The organism is Prevotella disiens (genome assembly GCF_900454955.1).
In the GTDB taxonomy this organism is placed as follows: Bacteria; Bacteroidota; Bacteroidia; order Bacteroidales; family Bacteroidaceae; genus Prevotella; species Prevotella disiens.
Genome location: NZ_UGTL01000001.1, coordinates 346,671 through 368,817 on the forward strand (window position 1 = coordinate 346,671; position 22,147 = coordinate 368,817).

At 39.5% G+C, this 22,147-nt stretch carries 19 protein-coding genes and 1 pseudogene; 13 read left to right on the forward strand and 7 right to left on the reverse strand.

Features of this window, described 5'->3' with window-relative positions; translation table 11 throughout:
- The first annotated feature begins 19 nt into the window (after window positions 1-19).
- The 4 genes and pseudogenes from porU to DYI03_RS01450 form a co-directional block, all read left to right on the forward strand.
- Window positions 20-3,562 carry a type IX secretion system sortase PorU gene (porU, locus tag DYI03_RS01435; RefSeq protein WP_021669871.1) on the forward strand — a complete coding sequence of 1,181 codons (3,543 nt, stop codon included), beginning with the start codon at window positions 20-22 and terminating at the stop codon, window positions 3,560-3,562.
- An 85-nt stretch (window positions 3,563-3,647) separates the two neighbouring features.
- A complete protein-coding gene (gene porV / locus DYI03_RS01440) occupies window positions 3,648-4,826 on the forward strand; it encodes a type IX secretion system outer membrane channel protein PorV (RefSeq protein ID WP_021669872.1) in 1,179 nt (392 codons plus the stop codon).
- 2 nt (window positions 4,827-4,828) lie between these two features.
- Window positions 4,829-5,326 (forward strand): 2-C-methyl-D-erythritol 2,4-cyclodiphosphate synthase, encoded by a 498-nt coding sequence (ispF, locus tag DYI03_RS01445; protein ID WP_021669873.1) that lies wholly within the window; start codon window positions 4,829-4,831, stop codon window positions 5,324-5,326.
- Window positions 5,327-5,737: 411 nt separating this feature from the next.
- Window positions 5,738-6,151: pseudogene (locus tag DYI03_RS01450) on the forward strand (L-lactate permease); the annotation flags it as partial.
- 239 nt (window positions 6,152-6,390) lie between these two features.
- Here DYI03_RS01450 and DYI03_RS01455 read toward each other — a convergent pair.
- The 6 genes from DYI03_RS01455 to rpmH all read right to left on the reverse strand — a co-directional run bounded on the left by DYI03_RS01455 (window position 6,391) and on the right by rpmH (window position 11,481).
- Window positions 6,391-7,050, reverse strand: a complete 660-nt coding sequence (locus tag DYI03_RS01455; RefSeq protein WP_021669875.1) for a NigD1/NigD2 family lipoprotein — start codon at window positions 7,048-7,050, stop codon at window positions 6,391-6,393.
- A complete protein-coding gene (locus DYI03_RS01460; RefSeq protein WP_004356027.1) occupies window positions 7,043-8,197 on the reverse strand; it encodes a 1-acyl-sn-glycerol-3-phosphate acyltransferase in 1,155 nt (384 codons plus the stop codon). Before DYI03_RS01460 ends, DYI03_RS01455 begins: the two co-directional genes overlap by 8 nt.
- 94 nt (window positions 8,198-8,291) lie before the next feature.
- Complete coding sequence (locus DYI03_RS01465; RefSeq protein ID WP_021669876.1) at window positions 8,292-9,287, reverse strand: D-alanine--D-alanine ligase; 996 nt, start codon at window positions 9,285-9,287, stop codon at window positions 8,292-8,294.
- A 48-nt stretch (window positions 9,288-9,335) separates the two neighbouring features.
- Window positions 9,336-10,424 carry an RluA family pseudouridine synthase gene (locus DYI03_RS01470; RefSeq protein ID WP_373277507.1) on the reverse strand — a complete coding sequence of 363 codons (1,089 nt, stop codon included), beginning with the start codon at window positions 10,422-10,424 and terminating at the stop codon, window positions 9,336-9,338.
- An 8-nt stretch (window positions 10,425-10,432) separates the two neighbouring features.
- Window positions 10,433-11,209, reverse strand: coding sequence for a PASTA domain-containing protein (locus DYI03_RS01475; RefSeq protein WP_021669878.1), 777 nt, complete (start codon window positions 11,207-11,209; stop codon window positions 10,433-10,435).
- 116 nt (window positions 11,210-11,325) lie between these two features.
- Window positions 11,326-11,481: a 50S ribosomal protein L34 gene (gene rpmH, locus DYI03_RS01480; protein WP_004354441.1), complete on the reverse strand. Its 156-nt coding sequence runs from the start codon at window positions 11,479-11,481 to the stop codon at window positions 11,326-11,328.
- Window positions 11,482-11,701: 220 nt separating this feature from the next.
- Here rpmH and efp point away from each other — a divergent pair, with 220 nt between their 5' ends.
- The 6 genes from efp to DYI03_RS01510 all read left to right on the forward strand — a co-directional run bounded on the left by efp (window position 11,702) and on the right by DYI03_RS01510 (window position 18,395).
- A complete protein-coding gene (gene efp, locus DYI03_RS01485; protein ID WP_004355999.1) occupies window positions 11,702-12,268 on the forward strand; it encodes an elongation factor P in 567 nt (188 codons plus the stop codon).
- Between the two features lie 106 nt (window positions 12,269-12,374).
- Entirely contained in the window at window positions 12,375-13,427 is a 1,053-nt protein-coding gene (locus DYI03_RS01490; RefSeq protein WP_021669880.1) for a glycosyltransferase family 2 protein, read from the forward strand.
- Window positions 13,428-13,430: 3 nt separating this feature from the next.
- On the forward strand, window positions 13,431-14,120 hold the full coding sequence (radC, locus tag DYI03_RS01495; protein WP_004356028.1) for a RadC family protein: 690 nt from the start codon (window positions 13,431-13,433) through the stop codon (window positions 14,118-14,120).
- 816 nt (window positions 14,121-14,936) lie between these two features.
- Entirely contained in the window at window positions 14,937-17,066 is a 2,130-nt protein-coding gene (locus tag DYI03_RS01500) for a TonB-dependent receptor (protein ID WP_021669119.1), read from the forward strand.
- 213 nt (window positions 17,067-17,279) lie between these two features.
- Window positions 17,280-17,600: a metal-sulfur cluster assembly factor gene (locus DYI03_RS01505; RefSeq protein ID WP_025064746.1), complete on the forward strand. Its 321-nt coding sequence runs from the start codon at window positions 17,280-17,282 to the stop codon at window positions 17,598-17,600.
- A gap of 30 nt (window positions 17,601-17,630) precedes the next feature.
- On the forward strand, window positions 17,631-18,395 hold the full coding sequence (locus DYI03_RS01510) for a UDP-2,3-diacylglucosamine diphosphatase (protein ID WP_021669122.1): 765 nt from the start codon (window positions 17,631-17,633) through the stop codon (window positions 18,393-18,395).
- Window positions 18,396-18,764: 369 nt separating this feature from the next.
- Here the strand turns inward: DYI03_RS01510 and DYI03_RS01515 are convergent, their stop codons facing one another.
- Entirely contained in the window at window positions 18,765-19,154 is a 390-nt protein-coding gene (locus DYI03_RS01515) for a 4Fe-4S cluster-binding domain-containing protein (protein WP_021669123.1), read from the reverse strand.
- A 460-nt stretch (window positions 19,155-19,614) separates the two neighbouring features.
- Here DYI03_RS01515 and DYI03_RS01520 point away from each other — a divergent pair, with 460 nt between their 5' ends.
- The 3 genes from DYI03_RS01520 to DYI03_RS01530 are packed head-to-tail and all read left to right on the forward strand — an operon-like array spanning window position 19,615 to window position 22,133.
- Complete coding sequence (locus tag DYI03_RS01520) at window positions 19,615-21,006, forward strand: leucine-rich repeat domain-containing protein (protein ID WP_021668168.1); 1,392 nt, start codon at window positions 19,615-19,617, stop codon at window positions 21,004-21,006.
- A 15-nt stretch (window positions 21,007-21,021) separates the two neighbouring features.
- Window positions 21,022-21,486, forward strand: coding sequence for a hypothetical protein (locus DYI03_RS01525; protein WP_021668167.1), 465 nt, complete (start codon window positions 21,022-21,024; stop codon window positions 21,484-21,486).
- A 5-nt stretch (window positions 21,487-21,491) separates the two neighbouring features.
- Complete coding sequence (locus DYI03_RS01530) at window positions 21,492-22,133, forward strand: DUF4903 domain-containing protein (RefSeq protein ID WP_004356095.1); 642 nt, start codon at window positions 21,492-21,494, stop codon at window positions 22,131-22,133.
- Window positions 22,134-22,147: the final 14 nt, after the last annotated feature.

Here is a 22,147-nt window from a genome sequence, read left to right on the forward strand (position 1 = left end):
TAAATAAACGACAAACAAAATGAAACGTACAATACTTGGGGTCTTTCTTCTTTTGCTTGCCACGGTGGCAAATGCACAAAGGCAGCGTTTTTTCAATCTTACCGTTGAAGATGTTACGATTGATTCAGTCGTTCCGCATTTTAATTACGCCATTCCATTGGGCGAAAATTATGCCGATTCTACTTATCAGTTGGAAATACGTTACCCTGAGTTTATGGATATGAACGCCAAAGACATTGCACGTTATAAGGCTTTGACGGCAGAAGTCCCTCCCGCAATGCCTGAAATCGTTCAGCAGATAGTCGTAAATCGTAAGAAAGGAATCTTAGAATTTTCGCTTGTTCCGATTGTTGAGCGCGATGGAAAGAAGCAATTCTTAGTAAGTTTCATGGTTGCTCTTACCTCTAAACCCAAGAGTAAGCATGCTTTGGCGAAGCAACGTCAAGGCGCAACGAATACAGATATATACGCTGCTCACTCTGTTTTAGCAAATGGAAAGTGGGCAAAGATTCGTGTAAAAGAAAATGGAATCTATCATTTAACTGCCGATGTGATTCGAAAAGCTGGATTTAGCGATATTAATAAGGTGCATATCTATGGTTATGGTGGAAATTTGCAGAATGAAGTACTTTCAAAGGAACGTTTAAAGGAGTTTGATGACTTAAAGGAAGTCCCCATTTGCGTAGTCGATGGCAAACATTTATTCTATGGTCGTGGTCCTGTAAGTTGGGAATCAAAAACCTCCACTACTCGCATTCGCAACCATTATTCCGATTATGGCTATTATTTCATTACGGAAAACGACAAAGCACCATTGACAATCGAGCAAGAAGCCTTCCTTTCTCAGGTTTATCCTTTAGCCGATGATTATCATAGTTTGCACGAAATAGACAATTTCAGTTGGTTTCCCGGTGGACGTCGTTTCTTTGAGAACACGCCAATCAATGTTGGAAAATCAAAAACCTATCGTTTACCAAATATAGCCAAAGCCCAAAATGGAACAATGAGCATAGGCGTAACTGCTGGAAAAGGTAGAACTACGGTTGAAATAGAAGTCAATGGAGTCAGCAAAGGCAACCTTTCCATGTCTACTGGAGAGTATGACAAAGGTTCAGAAGTTGAAGAAAGTTACACATTACAAAATCTTCAAGCCGTTGATTCGGTTACGATTAAAACCATTTCGGGAGGTCCAGCAAAGTTAGATTACATTGCAATGACCTACGATACACCCCGTCCAGCCCCCGATTTGAAGGGAGGAACTTTCCCTATTCCAGAATATGTTCACAACATTACCAACCAAGATTTGCATAGTCATAAGCCAGTTGATTTGCTTATTGTTATTCCAACTTCCCAACGTTTGTTGCCTCAAGCCCAACGTTTGGCTACTTTCCACGAGCAACACGACGGAATGAAGGTGCGCATTGTACCCGAAGATGAGATTTTTAACGAGTTTTCGAGTGGTACTCCAGATGCTATGGCTTATCGCCGTTACCTAAAAATGCTTTACGACCGTGCTACGACTGATGCAGAATTACCAAAATCTTTACTTCTTTTTGGCGACTGTGTGTGGGATAATCGTATGGTAACACCCGATTGTAAAACATTAAATCGCAATGAATACCTATTGGCTTACGAGAGCGATAACTCGTTTTCACTTACCGATTGTTACATTAACGATGGTTGGTTTACCCTCATGGACGAAGGTGAAGGAGTTCAATTGCTTGACAAAGACAAAGAAGATGTGGGTGTAGGTCGTTTCCCTGTTAGCAATCCTACTGATGCTCAAACCATGGTAGATAAGACAATCAGCTATGCAACCAATAAAAATGCGGGCAGTTGGCAGAATGTTATCATGTATATGGGCGATGATGGCAATAACAATTTGCACATGCGCGACCTTGATAAGACGGCTGAAACCATTACAGCACAATATCCTGAATTTGTCGCAAAGAAAGTAATGTGGGACGCTTATACCCGTGTTACTTCCTCAACAGGTCATACTTATCCTGAAGTAAGTGCGCTTATCAAGCAACAACAAGCACAGGGCGCACTCATAATGGACTATGCTGGGCATGGTTCTGAAATACAAATTTCTCATGAAGCAGTGCTTCGTATTACCGATTTTTCAACCTTTACCAATACGAATCTTCCACTTTGGATTACCGCCAGTTGCGATATTATGCCTTACGACGGTTTCGTTCCAACCATAGGAGAGGAAGCTGTCTTGAATAAGAAAGGTGGTACAATGGCATTTTGGGGTACTACTCGAACGGTTTATGCCAATTATAACAAATACATTAACACGGCTTTCATGAAGCATGTGTTAAGTTTGGACAATGGAAAACCTATAACTTTGGGAGAAGCACAACGCCGTGCAAAGGGTGATATGATAAATTCGAAGAACGACCATACCCCTAATAAACTGCAATTTGCATTGTTGGGCGACCCAGCTTTGTCGTTACATTTGCCTACTTTAAAGGTAGTTATCGACTCAATCAACAATAATTTGCTGGCTCCAGGCAGTCAATTAACTCTTAAAGGTGGTTCTATTGCAAAGGTAAAGGGACACATTTCTGACGGCAAAGATAAGGTTTCTAACTTTAATGGTATGATGACCGCCACCGTACGGGATACACGTGAACTCATTACTTGTAAGATGCAAGACAATGAAACCAATACTCCATTTCAATATTACGACCGACAAAAAATATTATTCAATGGCTCTGATAGTGTGCGCAATGGCGAATTTACCTTTACTTTTGCCGTTCCTCGCGACTTAAACTATGCCAACGGAAGCGGATTAATCAATGTTTTTGCAGTGAATAACGACCATACTTTATTGGCAAATGGTATGAACGATAATTTCCAAATCAATGGTTCTGAACAAGTAAGCAACGATTCTATCGGTCCGTCTATTTATTGTTACCTCAATACGCCAGCCTTTATCAATGGTGGAAACGTAAATTCGACTCCTTATTTCGTAGCCGAAATAACCGATAAGAACGGTATTAATGCCGCAGGAAACGGCATTGGACACGATATGACCCTCATGATTGACGGCGAAATGGTGCGCACTTATAACTTGAACGATAATTTCCGATTCGACTTTGGTAGTTATACGAAGGGCTCAACCTTCTTTAGCATTCCAGAACTTGCCGAAGGTCGCCACCAATTGAAATTCACTGTGTGGGATATTCTCAATAATCCATCAACGGCAACCCTCGATTTCAATGTCGTAAAGGGATTAGCTCCTGATATTGAAAGCATTGGTGTTACCAACAATCCTGCCAAAACGCAAACTACATTTATAGTAACTCACAATTACATTGGGGCGAATGTTGATGTTGAAATCGATGTTTTCGACACATCAGGACGTTTGTTGTGGAAGCATAATGAGAGCGGAGTTTCTGCCGGGAATGCCTATACTGTTGATTGGGATTTGACCGTTGTTTCGGGCGCACGACTACAAACGGGAGTCTATCTCTATCGTGTCCGATTGAGTTCTGGCGGTGCTGTGAAGGAATCGAAAGCAAAGAAACTCATCATTTTGAACAATAATTAAACTCAATAGAGCGTTTATAGCGTAGTGAAGGTGGTTCGTTTTACCGCCATTAACTTAACTTTTGAACAATAGAACATAATAAATAATGAATAAGTTGAATAAAATATTTGTGCTGCTTTGTCTGTCTTTTGTTGCCACAGCAGCAATAGCACAAGATAAAAAAGATATTTTCAATCCTGTAAACTCTGCTGTAACATCGCAAACCATTGCGCCTGATGCTCGTGCAGCAGGTATGGGTGATGTGGGTGTAGCTACCGACCCAGACGTAAACTCACAATATTGGAACCCAGCTAAATATCCTTTCACCATTTCCCGTGCGGGTATTTCTTTGAACTATACTCCTTGGTTGCGCCAATTGGTAAGTGATATGGACTTAGCTTACCTTGCTGGCTATTATCGCATTGGCGATTACAGTGCAGTATCAGCTTCTTTGCGTTATTTTTCTTTGGGTGAAGTGCAAGCAGACGGTAGTGTTGATGGTTCAGCAGCGATGACTATCAAACCTTACGAGTTGTCTGTCGATGCGGCTTACTCCTTAATGTTGAGCGAAAAGTTTTCTTTGGGAGCAGCTGTGCGTTGGATTTATTCTGATTTGACTTATAATTTCAATGAAGAAACCACTCCTGGTTCTGCTTTTGCAGCCGACCTTTCTGCTTATTATCAGAATTATATAAATTTAGGAAGTCGTGAATGCCAATTGGGAATTGGTATGAACATTTCAAATATCGGTTCAAAAATTACTTTTGGAGGCGACAATCGTTCAGAATTTATCCCTACTAACTTGCGTTTAGGTGCTTCGTTAATGATTCCAATTGATGAATTTAACCGATTTACCATTTCGGCTGACGCCAATAAACTATTGGTTCCAACTTATCCAAAGAAGAATGCTGACGAGTCGGAAACCGATTATCAAGACCGTTTACAGAAAGAATATTACGATATTTCGTCTATTTCGGGTATCTTTAAGAGCTTTGGCGATGCTCCAAATGGTGCAAAAGAAGAGTTGCAAGAAGTAAACTGGAGCGTAGGTGCTGAGTATGTTTATAACGACAAGTTCTCGCTCCGTGCTGGATACCACAATGAAAGCGAAAACAAAGGTAATCGTAAGTATTTTACCGTAGGTGCTGGCTTCAAAATGAGCGTATTCTCGTTAGACGCAGGCTATGTTATTGCCACCGCAAAGAGCAATCCATTAGACCAAACTCTCCGTTTCTCGCTCTCGTTCGATATGGACGGAATTAAAGACTTATTTAACAGAAGATAAAGATGATACGAGTTGGAATGGGATACGATGTCCATAAATTAGTCGAAGGGCGTGATTTATGGTTGGGAGGCATCAAAATAGATTATCATCACGGCTTGTTAGGTCATAGCGATGCCGATGTTTTAATCCACGCAATATGCGATGCCATTCTCGGAGCAGCCAATATGCGTGATATAGGTTACCATTTTCCCGATACCTCAGCCGAAACTTTAGATATGGATTCTAAAGTTATTCTCCGAAAAACTATTGATTTAATTGCCACTCGTGGCTATACGCTGATAAATATTGATGCAACTATTTGTGCCGAACAACCTAAAATAAATCCACACATACCCGCCATGGCGCAATGTATGGCTGATGTTATTGGTTGCGATGCCGATATGATAAGCATTAAAGCTACCACTTCCGAGCAAATGGGCTTTGTAGGGCGACAAGAAGGAATGGTTGCCTATGCCGTTTGCTTAATAGAAAAGAAATCAATGCGCCATTTGCAGCAATAATTTTCAGGTTCAATTCAATTTACAAAAGCACTTATATCTGAGCGATATAAGTGCTTTTTGCATAGAAAAACGCACTATTTGCTCGAAAGGCAATTATCTTTCTCAGCAAATGAATTATCTTTCTTATCAAAATACTTATCATTTTCCCAAATTCAATCCTAAATCTTCATTTAGTTTCTTCCTATGAAACTCACAGTTTCTCTTATGAAAACTATTAGTTTCTCTTATGAAAACTATTAGTTTCTCATTGAGAAACTAACTCAGGTGTACAAATAGTACCTGCATAACGGTCTTTATTTCCTTTAAAGTAACCTAATTTCTTATATGAAACTCAGGCGATGAATTCAACGAATATTGTAAAAGATGCAATCTTTTAACACTTGTTTTAAGTAATTTATTCTCTAAAATATTATCTTTGCTGCCCCCGAAATGGGCTTTACCCCCAAGAATTTCACAATGATGGGCGTTGGTTAGGCAGTTGTAGAAGGCGTATTGAAAGCCGTTTTCCCAATTCTCATTATCATTTTAATGGCTATTTTCAGTTACAACGTGCTAGTGGAAAGCAAAGAAATTGATGTCATTAAAAATCAATTTACGTCCTTTTCCGACGATGAAGGCGTTACCGTTCTCATGCTGGTATGGGGCTTTGGTGGACTGTTAGAGGGCATGGCAGGCTTCGGAACAGCAGTAGCCATTCCCGCTGCTATCTTGATTTCGTTGGGCTATAAACCTGTATTTTCGGCACTTGTAGCCTTAATTGCCAACACCGTGCCTACGGGTTTTGGTGCAGTTGGTGTGCCTGTTATTGCAACAGCAGCTTGTAACATGCAAGGACGATATGGTGAAATACTCCGTGCTGCCCTCCCTTATGCTTTGGCATACATTGCCATAGGCGGTTTAATGGTATTACTGGCAGTGTGAGTTTTTAGTGAAAAGAGGACGAGTTGGATTGGTCTGACTTGTCCGACCAATCCGGTTAGGGCAAAAAAGTTAAGATTAAGTCCGAAGAATCAGACACGCCCGACTAGTCGGACAACCCAATCTCTGCACAATTAAAAAAGGCTTCAGAGTCTGAAGCCTTTTTTAATTGTGCCATTGTAAGTTTTCACAACCACTTCAATGCTATCATTAGCGTGGAAAAGTGTGGTGGGAATACTCACGAAAGTGCGAGTTGTGTAATATTCGGGTACTCCTTTTTGCTTGTGGAGCAGCTGAATTTCATATTTTGTAGCACCATTTTCCATTACTTTTTGCGCTATAACGGCAGCTCCAAGCGATTGTAAAGGTTGCTTTTCGGCTTTCACTTCTCCAGTTTTCAGTGCCAATTCTAAATTGATATACCGCTTGTTTTTGGCGAGCCATGCACTCGTAAAACCTACGGGGTCGATGGTTGTTGCATTATCATTGGTTTGTTGCACCTTTAAAACGGGGATTTGAACCAACGAAATAAACTCTTTACGGTCGGAAAAGCGGTTGTAATAGAGCAACGCCCGATAGATTGAATCGGGCGACGTTGCCCATTTAGTTTTCAAAGGAGGGGCAAGCACAATCTTTTCTCCATCGTCTGTCTCTGCCATTACAAAGGTTGCAGCAGCATTGGTCGTAGCCTCAACGAAATCGGAACGTAAATAAGAATATTTACTATCGCCCGATTCGTAGGCTTCATGCGTGCAGGCTGCAAATAGTAAGACCATCAAAAACGGTGCAAAAAGAAACTTACGCATGGGCTTTCAAGTAGTTTTTAGCAGGGTAAGCATACATTTCTACGATGCGTTCACGCAAATAAGCTTCGTCTTTATTAGGGATTTCAATCTTTGCAATTTGCCTTTCCACATAAGCATCAAACCTTGTTTTTTCTTCAGTCGAATACTTATCAGCATAAGTTTGCGTGCCTTCGAGTTCGTCTAATGCCACATAATTGTTCGCAAAAAGTTGGTAATTAGCATGGATTTCCTTATCAATATGCGCACAAAGTGCATCTAAAACTTGCCCATTTGGAAGGTTTTGCGCCTTCAAGTCCTCTAAATAAGTGTCAATGCAAGGTGCTGCTTGGTAATGAATCTTGCCTTTGTAGCCCATGATGCCCGTTTGCATACTTATAACATCATCGTTTTCACCTTTTTTCCAATTAGCATCATCACGTTTTCCTTGTGCTTCAGCTGCTTTCAGATAGTCGCAAGGGTCGTATTCGTAAGAGATAGAAAGCGGAACAATGTGGAATTTCTGTAATTTTTCTATCAGTGTACCTTCGCCACCGAGGGCAAACATTTTTAGAATAGACTTCTGTGTGAGGTCGTTAGAATCCTTTGCACGCCCTTCACGTTGGGCAATCCAAATATTATCATTCTTCTCTTCAAGTGCATAAACCATGTAACGCGACATCTTCATGCTGGCTACCATGAGTTCGCGAGGCGACAAACTTCGCTTTACAATAAAACTTTTGTTGATGCGAGCCAAGTCACGTACCCATGGAAGGGTAAGAAGATTGTCGCCAATAGCGATTTCGCAAGTTGTTGAAAACCCATTGTCAATCAACATTACAGACAGAAAAGCTGAATCGAGAACAATATCACGGTGGTTACTGATGAAGGTGTAACGCTTGGAATTGTCAATTTTCGATGCGTCCATATCACACCCTGTACTTGCTTTTGCAATTAAATCTTTGAGGAAAGGATAAGCAAATTCCTTCTGAAAGTCAAGATTGGTCTTACATTGACTCATCTTTTGCCCCACCATTTCTGTTGGGACACCAGGATAAAGCACTTGCATCACTTTTTGAAACTGTGGATTTGCCAAAAGTCGAGCATACACTTCGGCCAATTCTTCAGACTCGTAAGGACGTATATCGTCAAATTCAGATGGTGTTTTCATAACTGATTCTATTTACGTTATTGCTTTTTCTTCGTTTCAAAGGAAACGAAAAATGGCGCAAACCCATACGGATTGCGCCATGTTATACTATGTTTTAAAACTGATTTTCAACAATTTCGCTCAACACGTCCTTAATATCAAGACCTGCAGCACGTACTTGTTGCGGAATGAAACTTGTCGCGGTCATTCCAGGAGTAGTATTTACTTCCAGCATATTGATAACATCGTTGCCTGCTTCGTCTTTGGTTATGATGTAATCGATGCGGATAATTCCGTTTGCATGAAGTATGTCGTAAATGCGAGAAGTCATTTCTGAAACCTTGTCGGCTAACTCTTTACTGATGCGAGCAGGCGTAATTTCATCAACTTCACCATTGTATTTTGCGTTGTAATCGAAAAATTCATTACTTGTAACCACCTCAGTAATAGGGAAAGGAACAGACTTTTCTTTCGTTTTGTAAATACCTTGTGTAATTTCTATACCATCAAGGAAACCTTCCACCATAACTTCTGAACTTTCCATGAATGCTTTGCGCAAGGCAGGAGCAATTTGGTCAGCATTTTTTACCTTTGAAACTCCAAAGCTACTGCCGTCTGTTGCAGGCTTAATGAAACAAGGCATGCCCATTTTTTGCTCTATTTCCTTTTCATCGTAGCTATCTTCTAAGCGCAAAAGAATGCTCTCTGGCACACGGATACCGTATGATTTCAAGTAACGATTCAGTACAAACTTATCGAAAGTTAGTGCTGATGTTAGCACATCGCAGGTAGAATAAGGCATATTGATGAGCTCAAGATAGCCTTGCATTATACCATTTTCACCTGGGCGACCATGAATTGTAATGTAAGCATAATCGAAAAAGACCGTTTCGCCCTCATTGTTGAAAGAAAAATCGTTCTTATTGATAGCAGCAATACGACCATTATCAAGGTTCACATGCCAATCGGTGCCTTTCACATCTACAATATAGATGTTGTAACGCTCCTTATCGAAAAAAGAGTATAGCCCCTGTGCCGAACGGAGCGACACATCGTGTTCTGAGGAATCACCACCACAGACGATGGCTATTGTACGTTTCATATCTTTCATTCTGTATTTTTTATTTATTAACCTTGCAAGGATTCTTATCGAATGAACTTACATTAGTTCTTGTTTACCATTTATATAATTCCGCCATTTATCAATGACTGCTCCTAAATCTTCGGGAAGTTCACTTGTAAAATCCATTTGTTCATGGGTTCGTGGGTGGACAAATCCCAATGTTCGAGCATGTAATGCCTGACGATTGCATAGCTTCAGACAATTTTTGATGTATGCTTTATAAGCCGCAGTACGCTCTCCACGTAGAATTTCCATACCTCCGTATCGCTCATCGGCGAAGAGTGGGTGCCCAATGTGCTTCATGTGAGCACGAATTTGGTGCGTTCTGCCTGTTTCAAGTCTGCATTCTACAAGTGTAGTATAGCCAAATCGCTCTAAAACTCGATAGTGCGTAACCGCATTTTTTCCGATTCCTGATTCGGGAGGGAATACCGCCATGCGCAATCTGTCTTTCGGGTCGCGCCCAATGTTGCCCTCTATGCGTCCTTCGTCCTCTACTAAATTGCCCCAAACCAATGCGTTATAACTGCGATGGGTTGTCTTATTGAAAAATTGCTTTCCCAAAAATGTTTTCGCATCGGGTGTTTTCGCTATTAAAAGCAGTCCGCTTGTATCTTTATCAATGCGGTGTACCAAGCCGACAGCAGGGTCGTTAGGGTCGAAGTCCTTTAAATCTTTCAAATGCCAAGCAATAGCATTGATGAGTGTACCATGAAAATTGCCTGCTCCAGGGTGGACTACCAATCCTGCTGGCTTATTGATGACCATTATTTCGTTGTCCTCATAGACTATATCAAGGGGAATTTCTTCTGCCTCAATCGTATTGTCGTGCTTCGGACGGTCGAGCATGAGTGTAATAATGTCATCGGGGCGAACCTTATAATTGCTCTTTACAGGCTTATCATTTACATAAATGCACCCTGCATCAGCAGCTTTTTGAATGCGATTCCTACTGGAATGCTGCATTTTTTCAAAGATATACTTATCTACTCTTACAGGTTCCTGCCCTTTATCGACAATTAAACGAAAATGTTCGTAAAGCCCTTGCTCGTTGCTTTCTGGAGTTTCAGTTTCCTGAAAGTCATCAAACAATTCTTCTTCAAGATACTCTTCTTCTGACTGCATCATACTTTTTAATCGGTAGGCTTAGGTGAACTTGGGTCAGGAGGCAACGCTGGCTGTGTTGGAACAGAAGGTACAGTTCTTGGATACTGCTCATCTCCTTCCTTTATTTCGTTTCCATTTTCATCGACAGGCACTTCCACCCATTCGTATTCATACTCGTATTCAGGCTCTTCCACCTCTACTTCTTCGTATTGTATATCTGAACGGAAGCCCGTTGTGTCATTTGCATCGCGTGTTCCGTCGCCAACTTGCAAGACAATGATAGCATCATTAGGTATTCTATCGCCCACTTCTGCTCGTTTTCCATTGACTAAAACACCATAAACCCAATCTTTTTCGCCTGGGATATATTCTGGGTCGCCCACCTTAAAGCCCATTGAAAGCAACAAAGCTTGTGCCTCTCGTAGGGAACTATTATCGGCAAGGTCAGGCAAAGGCAAGGTTGGCGCACTTGCAGCATTGATAGTAACGTAGATGACACGTGTTGATTTGACACGTTTTCCACCCACTGGCGTTTGCTCCAAGATACAATCTGGCGGCAATTCTTTCACATATCCAGTGTCGGAAACTTCAATTTTCAGTCCTACTTTGTCCATAATATCCAACGCATCGTCGTACTGTTTGTGTATCACATCAGGCACAACGATAGACTCGCCTTTATGGGTATAATAGTCAATACCGTATCTTATGCCAATCGAAAGCAAAGCTACAGCAATGACAATAGCGAGAATATTTCCCCAAATGTAGGTGCTAAAAAATCCGTGGACGAATTTCTTTGATGCCATCTTACCTTATTAATAACTAATTTATAGGGGCAAAGGTAAAGAAAAAAACGGAAAGAAGCAAAGAATACTCTCTCCTTCTTTCCGCTTTCAACTTAATTTCTTTAAGCCATTCGGATTTATTTTCCGTGGTGCTCGTCAGATACAGTTAATTTTTTGCGACCTTTTGCGCGACGTGCTGCCAATACGCGGCGACCGTCCTTTGTTGCCATTCTCTCGCGGAAGCCGTGCTTGTTCACACGACGACGATTGTGAGGCTGAAATGTTCTCTTCATTGCTTTATATTATTTTTATTGTTATTATGCAAATAAAAGGGTTACGCCAAGACATAATCCAACATTACGGGCTGCAAAATTACGGATTCTTTTTTAATTAACCAAGAAAACAAAGAATTTTAGCTGAATAATTTATGTTTTTTTCTATAATTTGCGTAACTTTGCACCGCAAATTAAATAATTGCGCAAATTAAAATAATAAATTATATATTAGCAGATTATGATTAATTCACAAGAAATCAAAATCGGAACATGTATCCGTCTTGATGGAAAAATTTGGACTTGTATCGACTTTCAACATAGAAAACCGGGCAAGGGAAACACGGTAATGATTACAAAGCTTAAGAATGTTGCTGACGGCCGTGTGCTTGAGCGTACATTCCAAGTTGGTTTTAAGTTGGAAGATGTGCGTGTTGAACGTCGTCCTTACCAATATCTTTACCAAGACCCAACGGGGTATATCTTCATGAATCAAGAGACTTTCGAGCAAATTCCAATTCCTCTTCACCAAATTACAGGTGCTGAGTACATGAAGGAAGGCGATGTTGTAGAGGTTGTTACAGATACTTCAGATGGTACAATCCTTTCTGCTGAAATGCCTGTGAAGACAACTTTGACCATTACTCACAGCGAACCAGGTGTAAAAGGTAACACTGCAACTAACGCAACAAAGCCTGCAACACTCGAAACGGGCGCAGTTGTACGCGTTCCTTTATTCATCAATGAAGGCGAAACTATTCAGATTGACACTCGCGACGGTAGCTATCTCGGTCGTGTAAACTCATAAAAAACAAAGAGAACAAAAGGATTTGGGATAATCTCCCATACCTTTTTGTTCTTTTTTTTATACCTTTCATTTCAATCTTTTCTCATTCATTGCCGCTATAAGAGTTATGAAATACAGCATTATTGTTCCTGTCTTTAATCGTCCTGATGAGGTTGAAGAACTTTTAGCGAGTCTTCTTCTCCAAACATTTTCCGATTTTGAGGTGATTATTGTAGAGGACGGTTCGCAAAAACCTTGCAAAGATGTTTGCGAAAGATATGCCGACCGACTTGATTTGCACTATTTTATGAAGCCTAATTCAGGTCCGGGACAGAGCCGTAACTATGGTGCTGAACGTGCAAGCGGTGAGTATTTGCTCATTCTCGACTCCGATGTAGTATTGCCAAAGGGCTATTTGCAAGCTGTTGAAGACGAATTGCAACGTGAACCTGCCGATGCTTTTGGTGGACCAGATGCTGCTCACGACTCGTTTACAGATACGCAAAAGGCTATTTCCTATTCTATGACCTCGTTTTTTACGACAGGTGGCATTCGTGGAGGTAAGAAAAAATTGGATAAATTCTATCCTCGCTCGTTCAATATGGGCATTCGTCGTGATGTTTATATGGAACTTGAAGGATTCTCTAAAATGCGCTTTGGCGAAGATATTGACTTTTCTATTCGCATTTTCAAAGCTGGAAAGCGTTGCCGTTTGTTCCCTGAAGCATGGGTATGGCACAAACGTCGCACCGATTTTCGCAAGTTTTGGCGACAAGTTTACAACTCTGGCATTGCACGAATCAATCTTTACAAGAAATATCCTGAATCGTTAAAGTTAGTTCATCTCCTCCCAATGGTTTTCACCATAGGGGTATTTTCGCTTACTTTACTTTTCCTTATCGGACTTATTTTTTTCTTTGTGCCAAACCTTTTTTACATTTCAGAACTCGTTGGCATACTGCTTTGCGTGTATGCCATTTCTCCTATTTTACTTTATTCATTGCTTATTTTGGCAGATAGCTCAATTCAAAATAAGAGTTTGAAAATAGGTTTCCTTTCCATTCATGCTACTTTTGTTCAACTTATGGGCTATGGCTGTGGTTTTCTTGAGGCATGGTGGAAACGTTGTGTGCAGCGTAAAAGTGAGTTTGCAGCCTACGAAAAGAACTTTTACAAATAAAAAATGGAGGCGAAACTCAGTATAAACGAATGGGCTGAAGAAGACCGCCCACGAGAAAAACTCATGCGTTTGGGAGCTGATTCGCTCTCCAATGCTGAACTTTTAGCCATTCTTATTGGCTCTGGTTCGCCTCGTGAAAGTGCCGTTGAACTGATGAAACGTGTCATGAACGATTGCCAAAACAATCTTAATACGTTGGGTAAAATGTCCATTGACGAACTTCAACAGTACAACGGAATTGGAGCAGCCAAAGCCGTTACCATTCTTGCAGCTTGCGAATTGGGTAAGCGTCGTCAAGCCGAAGCCGCCGCCGACCGCCAAGATTTAGGTTCTGCTTCTGCCATTTACAATTTCATGCACACCAAATTGCAAGATAAGGACATGGAAGAAGCATGGGTTTTACTGATGAATCAAAACTATAAACTCATAGAATCTAAGCCTATTTCACGTGGTGGGCTCACCGAAACATCGGTCGATGTGCGTGTCATATTAAAGTCGGCATTGCTCAAAAATGCCACCGTTGTAGCCATTTGCCATAATCACCCAAGCAATAATGCTCACCCAAGTCGCGAAGATGACATCATTACGAAGCGTGTAAAGGAGGCTTGTGAAATCATGCGACTTTACTTTCTCGACCATCTTATCATCACCGACGGGGCATATTATTCCTATCGTGAAGAAGGAAGAATATAGATAGCCAACAAAAAAGTACTATAGGCTGGTTCTATAAATTACCACCGCATATTGTCATTAAATTTTATGAAATACGTTTTGTTATCTTTTGGCTTCTTTTGGGTTCAAAATGTAAGTTCGTTCAGTCGTGTAGCTCGCTACACTCCTTCACTCTCTTGCATTTTGACCTCAAAAATAAGTTCAAAATCTAACAAAGCTAATTTATAGAACCAGCCTATATTTATTTGAGTTCGGCATATATATCACATATACAAGTTTTTTTAATCATGATAAATCTTTAAATGTAATATTAAGAACTTTTAAACAAGTTGGCTAAATTATCTTTATTGCAGCTGAAAATGTGGAAATTTTCAACAATTTTGTATGTCTTTAAAAATCAACGAGTTATCTTGCTAATTTTAAAAACATATTGTTTCGCCACGCAAAACAATAGGTTTTGAAGCAAAAAACAATAGGTTTTGAGCTGCAAAACGGCATGTTTAAAAAATGGGGAAAATAGTCGTTGTTCTAAATTTCCGTAATTAGAGTAGGAAAATAGAGTTTAGACGTTAGAGAGAAAGGATTTAGATGTTAGAGAACGGGTGTTATTAGTGAGCCGAAAAACCGTTTTCGATACAACATTTTAGCCGAACAAGGGGGCATTCGTGGGTTGAAAACGCCGTAAAATGTAGCTGTCAGGCGATTGTCAGCTACATGTCAGCCTTGTTTTTCCTTACTTTTTGTAGTTTCAACTAATTTTGTTGAGTAATATAGAACGACTTGTCAATAACACCAAATAGGGTGACGGACAAGCAAAACTAAAATTATTCAACAACAATGAAACGATTTTTTACTTTACTTTTAATTGCAATGACAGGGCAAAGTGCTTTGTGGGCAACTTCGTTTGCAACCGCTACAACGACTTTTCAGCACGATTTAACCGAAAAAGAATTGTCAGACACGATTAAAACCGACCCGAAAAACCAACCGATTGAACTTAAAGAGATTACTATTCAAGCGGCAAGGGTGGTGCAAAAACCTAACGGACAACTCATTTTTCCATCGAAAAAGCAATGCGAAAAGTCGGCAAATGGATACAACTTGTTGGCAAAACTCGCTTTACCGCATCTTCGTGTGGACGAAGCTATGCACACAATCAGTGCATTGAACAACAAAGGCGAGGTGCAAATTCGTTTGAATGGCATCATAATCAGTAAAAACGAGTTGATTAGTTTAGACCCCAAAATGGTGAAAAGTATTGAGTTTATTGACAATCCCAGTGTGCGTTATGGCAATGAAGTGGGCTATGTGCTGAACATTCGCACTCTGAAAGCAGAACGAGGAGGATCTGTCGGGATAGATTTAAGCAATTCGCTCACGGCAATCAATGGTAATAATACGTTTTATGCGAAACTAAATAGCGATAAATCAGATTTTTCGCTTTCTTATTCGTCTAATTATCAAGATTTTAAAGGGGACAGAACAAAAGAAAAAGCAACCTATTTACTGAACAACAATACGCTTTATCAGATGGAGCGAAACGACCTTTCGAGCCGTAATCGAGCGTTTAACAATGACCTGCAACTAAAATATACGCTTGCTGATTCGGCTTCGTATGTTTTCCAAGCAACTTTATCAACAGGATTTAACCACCAGCTCAATGCTGACAAAACCTATCATACCATTACGCCCGAAGCTACTTTCCTCTCGGAAATACGAAATAATGAACGAAGTTTTGCCCCTACGCTCGACCTATATTATTACCATCGATTGGGAAAAACAAGCAATTTGACAGCTAATTTAGTAGGTACGAGCATCGAAACCAAAGGCGATAATTATTTCAACGAGGCTACATCTTATATATATAAAGTAGACGGGCGCATGCGTTCGCTCTATTCTGAACTCATTTACGAACAGAAACTACGCCCATTCACGGTTTCTATGGGACTGAAAGGTTCGCTAAAACACATTAAAAACCAATATTTAGGCAATGTAGAATCGCTAAACAAAATGGATTATTCCACGCTTTACATGTTTACGGAAGCCAAAGGAATGTGGAAAAACTTAGGTTATACGGCGGGATTAGGCGTTACAAATGCTCGCTATAAACAAGCTGCTGACAAATATAATTATTGGCTTTTTCGTCCAAAATTCACCTTGAGTTATCATATTTCGCAAGTTCTTACATTACGATACGGCTTTGAAATTTTTGAGCATATATCGCGAATGGCAATGATTAGTAATACAAAAATTCGTGAAAACAGTCGTGAGTGGCGCATTGGAAACCCTAATGTAGAACCTAACAAGGTGGTAGAACATACGTTTGGCTTAACCTATGTCCAACCACGCTACACAAATACGTTTGATGCTTTCCTGCGTATCAATTCAAATCCGAATATGTCAAAATACATACGCACCTCTGACGACCAGTTTTACTATATGCAAGCCAATCAGAAACGCATCACCATGTGGTCTGTTTCCGATTATATCAACTTTAAAATCATTCCTGACGTATTGGAAATAGGGTTAAATGGTGCTATTTACCGATTCATAAACGAGGGAGATGATTATAAACACAGCTTGACAACCTTCAACTTTATAACCAATCTTCAGGCTTATTTAGGACGTTTTACACTAAGCGCATACGCTGATAATGGTTGGGAATTTAACGAAGGTGAAACTAAATCCCATTCTGGCAGTGCCATTTACGTTGGTGGGAGCTATCAAGTGGGCAATTTACAGTTGTCGCTTTATTGGCAAAATCCTTTTATAACAAATCCGAAGAACCTCCACGCCCAAATTTTAAATCGCTTTGTTTCAAAAGATATTGTACAGCGTGGAAACGATTTTGGTAACCTTTTAAACTTTAATCTTTCATGGAAATTAGAGTTTGGAAAGCAAAAAAGCCACACAAAAAAGCGCAAGGAACACAAAGATACAGACACGGGTATCATGAAAAGAAACTAAAAAATAGAGTGGCCATCTCTTTTTTTAGTGCATACAACAACTTTCATAGGTCAGAGGGCGAAATTATAAAATTAAATCGCTATCTTTGCATAACCCATAGCTGCACTCGGCAAATTGAAAATACATTTTCTTTGCCCTCGTTTGCAATAGCTTTGCATTATCATTGCTTATGGATAGAACGATGAAGTGCTCTATAAAAAAGAAAAAATAAAAATGACACAAGAAGAAAAAGCAAGAATAGAAAATAATATTGTAGAGGTTTTAAAAACGGTTTATGACCCTGAAATTCCCGTAAACATTTACGACCTCGGCATGATATACAAGATTGATGTCCAAGAAGATGGCACTTTGGATATGGATATGACCTTTACATCGCCTTCATGTCCTGCTGCTGACTACATTTTTGAAGATGTAAGAACAAAAGTAGAGGGAGTTAGGGGCGTTAAAGTTGCCAACATTAACCTTGTTTTTGAGCCTATTTGGGACCAAAGTATGATGTCGGAAGAGGCAAGAGTAGAACTTGGTTTCGAATAAAAGTATAAAAACGAATAGAACGCACAGAAAATGAAGAATGTATATTTCCTTTCCGATGCCCATTTGGGTTCGCTTGCCATACAACACAGGCGAACTCAAGAGCGTAGGCTCGTACGTTTTCTGGACAGCATAAAAGATAAGGCAGAGGCTATCTACTTATTGGGCGATATGTTTGACTTTTGGAACGAATACAAATATGTTGTTCCAAAGGGATTTACACGCTTCTTGGGAAAGATTTCCGAATTGACTGATAGTGGCGTTGAGGTGCATTATTTCATTGGAAACCACGATATTTGGACTTACGGATACTTGGAAAAAGAGTGCGGAGTAATCCTTCACAGAAGCGATATCACCACAGAAATTCACGATAAAGTATTCTATCTTGCACACGGAGATGGACTTGGCGACCCTGACCCACTATTTAAAATGTTGCGAAAAGTATTCCATAACCGTGCATGTCAGCGACTTTTAAACTTTTTCCACCCTTGGTGGGGTATGCAATTAGGACTCGGTTGGGCAAAAAAAAGCCGAATGAAACGAGCCGATGGCAAGGAAGAACCCTTCATGGGAGAAGATAAAGAGTTTTTAGTAAGGTACACCAAAGAATATATGAAAACCCACGAGAACGTGGATTACTACATCTACGGGCATCGGCACATCAAACTCGACTTAGAATTGGAGGGAAAAGTGCGCATGTTCATATTGGGTGATTGGATTTGGCAGTTTACTTATGTCGTTTTCGACGGTGAACATATTTTTTTAGAGGAATATATTGAAGGAGAAAGTCAACCATAAAAAATCGCCCAAAAGTGTGTTTTTAGTATTTTGTGGATAAATATTTAGGAATTCATTGAAGAAATAAGGCATTTCGTTGAAAGAATTTGGTGGGTAAAAGAAAAAGATGTATATTTGCTAAAAATTAGTCAAAGAGGGGTTAAAGACTTGAATTTGGCTAATAATTTTAGAAAGAATAAACATTTTAGATATAGAAATTCATCATTTAGAATAAAACTCAGGTTTGTAGATTAAGTTTAGTCAAAAAGGTGGTTGTCGTGATGACAATCACCTTTTACCATTTATTAACCTGAACTCAGGATAAGAATAAGTAAAAAAGGTTGGTAATCTCGTTGTTTTTTTGTAACTTTATATTTGAAAATCAATAACTTACAAAACATATATTCTATCAAAAGTAGGCGCACCCAATTTTAAGCATCTACGGCTATCGTGGACAGCTTTCATGCCATTAATTGTTATTTGTAAAGAGGAAATAGATAATGAAGGCAACATTGCAACAACTTTTTCGGTTAAAAGATAGCCATTGGTAATCATATCAGCTTGATAATCAAGATTTAATGCTTGCATTTTTTTTGTCAAACTTACAATTCTTTTAAATTCTAACAATGGTTCTCCTCCAAACCAAGTAACAGTAAGTTGTTTTGCCTGTTCATTAGATGAAATGAATTTTACCAATTTATCTTCTACTTCATCTGTCATTGAAATATTTTTATGTTCTTCCGAAATTTGGAGTGATGAACCATAAGCTCTTATATTCATATAGTTACGAAGTAATAGCCTCCACTAAAAGCCTATAAAAAGCCATTTTATAAAAACAAAAAATCATAATTCAAGCTTTTCTAAAGTCAGCGTTGTCGAACTGCTGTGCGACATTGTTAAATCCTTTTGTATAAAGCTGTTATAATGGAGGTTTGTTATCTTCTACGACAACGTTGATTATATCTATCACTCCAAATGCCTGATGAACCTATTTTTATGTTCTTGCTCATATCTCAAATACAAGTGAATTTCAAAACCTATTGTTTTGGCATTCAAAATAGGCTATTTTGGAGCTCAAAACAATAGGTTTTGAAAATAAAAGCATATCAACCATTATTTCAGAAAAATCCTAATAAATGAGGATTGCAAAAACAAAAATAAAATCATAAAAAATAGGTATTGTGAAATCCAAACAAGATGTCTACCTTTGCAACTCAAAACAATTAATTTATTATCGAAAATGAAAATAGTAAAGAATTTAACATTACCAGTATTGGTATTCCTTGTGATGGGACTTGCCTCATGTAGCAAGGACGAGGCAATTAATTACAGTACAAAATCCCTTAAAAACACAGAGTTAATGAACATTCTGAAAACGAGGGGCTTTACCTTTGACAAAGACGGCAAGTTGGAACTCAACGACTTGGCGGAGAAAACCACCGCATTGGATTTAAGCGGAACCAAACTCAAAGATCTCAGCGGACTTGACATTCTGCCCAACCTGAAGGAGGTGAAACTCTCCAATAATGGGTATGGACCTGTTTTCGACTTTGCCCAACTGCCGGCACAAATTACTAGTGTAGATTTGACGGGCAACAACATTTATGACTTTGAAGGACTGGTGAATGTAAAGACGGAAGAGAATGGTGATGAAACCGTAACACAGCTGCACAAAATCACGAAATTGTACTTGCCACAGACGGCAAAGTTTAATATCAAAGACCTTGTGCGTTTCTATCGAGAGAAGAAGGCTGAGATTGAGTCTGGCAGTATAGACGTGAAGATGGAAACAGCAAAAGGCGACTTGCAGAAATACAATACCATTCGCGAGATACCTGATGAGAATATAAAGGCTAATTTCAAAAAATACTTTTCCAGCATCTTTGATGAAGACGGTATTCATATTGACATCAGCAAGCGGTTAAGCAACAAAGAAAGGTCGAATGCCTGTGTATTTAATAAGTGGTATGGAGTTGCCACTGCTACAACATTGGAAGGGGTACAATATATTGTGAACAATCCTTATTGGGACGGCAAACTTCTTACTGTAAACCTGACAAACAAAGCGAAACTCCCGTACCTAAGACCCTGTAGCGGTCTCATGACCTTGTCATTGACAGACGTGGATGCCTCTGAAGGAATCAATCTTGAGGATGCTACAAACATGACAGGTTTCCTATGGGTAAAGGTTAGCGGTATTAGCGAAATAGATTTAAGCCATAGTACCCTGTTTGGTCAGAGAGCAATAGAACAGGAACAGGATGGTCCCGGTGGTTCCTCACTTGTTTTTGTAGAATGCCCGGATTTGAAAAAGATAGCTTTACCGGAAAAAAGCGGGTTGCGTTCTTATATGATAACATTTGCGAATATGAAGAGTATAGAGCAGGTAGATTTGTCCAAATTTAAGATGATATCCAATTTGGAACTTGGCGGTTTATCTGCGAATTGTCGTATTACCTATCCGGAATTGACGGAATTTCATACCTACGATAAAAAAACCTCTTTTGCGTGTACGCAAGACGTGTTTGACAGACAGGAAACAAAAGACTTTATCAAGAAGTATCTCAAGGTCTTGTCCAGTGGTGGTGGCTACATAGATGGAGTTGAATGGTCATCACTAATTAATAATTAACAAAACATAAAAAAGATGAAACATTTTTTTATTTCTACCATATTGATAGTAATCAGCATTTTAGGATTTGCAGTAAATTCTAATGCGCAGACAGGTACTTACAATGGTACGTTGAGTAACATTACTATGAATGGGAAATCATACAATAATGCTACAAATCAGAGCTTTACATTGATAAGCACCGGTGGTAACTTGTATGACTTGGCAGGTACAGTGGGACCTATTGGCAAGATGCCGGGAACAATCAAAGTAGAACTTAAAGTTTCTATCAACAACGGAGTTGTTACAGCAACGACCCCCATAGGCGGTTATGCCGGTAAATTGATGTTGTTGGATGGTGGATTACCCATTAAAATTAAATTATCCAGTTTTACAGGCTCTCTTGTAAATAATGAACTCCATTTCGTTCTTGACACATACGCAGGTTGGCAATCTGTTCCTGTCTTCCCTGCATCTGTAACTTTTGATGGGAATTTTTAGCTATAATGATGAAAAAGTTTGTTACGAATATAAGTTTATTTTGCCTTATTGCAGTTCTTTTTGCGGGATTCTCTTCTTGTAGTAGTGATGAGAATTTAGAACAGAAAGATCCGATAGAGGAATATTTCAATGAGGCAAAAAACATCTTGAATGGTGAGATTGTTTTGTCTACCAAAGCTACGATGAGTGGGGTTGACAAAACATTATTGCCAAATGGATGTCCTACAAAATTTAGTTTTGATTGGGTGAACGATAAGACAATGAAACTTTCACTCGAGGGCTTTACCGTAGGCAAGATGCCATTGATTGTGTATTTCTCATGCCAATGTAAATTTATGCAACTCAATTCTTGGGAGAAAGATGAGTATAAAGGCGATGGTTGGATAAAGTTTAAGGGTAAGGACGGTAGCGTTACGGGAAATCCTAAAGATGATTCCGGAGTACAGCAAGGAAGTGGCGCAGGTGTAGAAGGTTATCTGAATGTGAAAACGAACCAGATTACATTCATAGTCGATTACAATATGATGAACGTGCGTTCCGAGTGTTTCTTGCAGACCATCGACAAGAACCGTATCAACAATTACGAAGCCGAGTTTGCCCAATACGAGAAGGACTTGGCAGCCTATAAGAAGGAACACGGATTGTAATACGTTACAAATAT

Excerpts from the sequence above, each read along its gene's own strand:
- porU (WP_021669871.1), top strand. The coding sequence starts at position 20 with ATGAAACGTACAATACTTGGGGTCTTTCTTCTTTTGCTTGCCACGGTG.
- porV (WP_021669872.1), top strand. The coding sequence starts at position 3,648 with ATGAATAAGTTGAATAAAATATTTGTGCTGCTTTGTCTGTCTTTTGTT.
- ispF (WP_021669873.1), top strand. The coding sequence starts at position 4,829 with ATGATACGAGTTGGAATGGGATACGATGTCCATAAATTAGTCGAAGGG.
- DYI03_RS01455 (WP_021669875.1), bottom strand. The coding sequence starts at position 7,050 with ATGCGTAAGTTTCTTTTTGCACCGTTTTTGATGGTCTTACTATTTGCA.
- DYI03_RS01460 (WP_004356027.1), bottom strand. The coding sequence starts at position 8,197 with ATGAAAACACCATCTGAATTTGACGATATACGTCCTTACGAGTCTGAA.
- DYI03_RS01465 (WP_021669876.1), bottom strand. The coding sequence starts at position 9,287 with ATGAAAGATATGAAACGTACAATAGCCATCGTCTGTGGTGGTGATTCC.
- DYI03_RS01470 (WP_373277507.1), bottom strand. The coding sequence starts at position 10,424 with ATGCAGTCAGAAGAAGAGTATCTTGAAGAAGAATTGTTTGATGACTTT.
- DYI03_RS01475 (WP_021669878.1), bottom strand. The coding sequence starts at position 11,209 with ATGGCATCAAAGAAATTCGTCCACGGATTTTTTAGCACCTACATTTGG.
- rpmH (WP_004354441.1), bottom strand. The coding sequence starts at position 11,481 with ATGAAGAGAACATTTCAGCCTCACAATCGTCGTCGTGTGAACAAGCAC.
- efp (WP_004355999.1), top strand. The coding sequence starts at position 11,702 with ATGATTAATTCACAAGAAATCAAAATCGGAACATGTATCCGTCTTGAT.
- DYI03_RS01490 (WP_021669880.1), top strand. The coding sequence starts at position 12,375 with ATGAAATACAGCATTATTGTTCCTGTCTTTAATCGTCCTGATGAGGTT.
- radC (WP_004356028.1), top strand. The coding sequence starts at position 13,431 with ATGGAGGCGAAACTCAGTATAAACGAATGGGCTGAAGAAGACCGCCCA.
- DYI03_RS01500 (WP_021669119.1), top strand. The coding sequence starts at position 14,937 with ATGAAACGATTTTTTACTTTACTTTTAATTGCAATGACAGGGCAAAGT.
- DYI03_RS01505 (WP_025064746.1), top strand. The coding sequence starts at position 17,280 with ATGACACAAGAAGAAAAAGCAAGAATAGAAAATAATATTGTAGAGGTT.
- DYI03_RS01510 (WP_021669122.1), top strand. The coding sequence starts at position 17,631 with ATGAAGAATGTATATTTCCTTTCCGATGCCCATTTGGGTTCGCTTGCC.
- DYI03_RS01515 (WP_021669123.1), bottom strand. The coding sequence starts at position 19,154 with ATGAATATAAGAGCTTATGGTTCATCACTCCAAATTTCGGAAGAACAT.
- DYI03_RS01520 (WP_021668168.1), top strand. The coding sequence starts at position 19,615 with ATGAAAATAGTAAAGAATTTAACATTACCAGTATTGGTATTCCTTGTG.
- DYI03_RS01525 (WP_021668167.1), top strand. The coding sequence starts at position 21,022 with ATGAAACATTTTTTTATTTCTACCATATTGATAGTAATCAGCATTTTA.
- DYI03_RS01530 (WP_004356095.1), top strand. The coding sequence starts at position 21,492 with ATGATGAAAAAGTTTGTTACGAATATAAGTTTATTTTGCCTTATTGCA.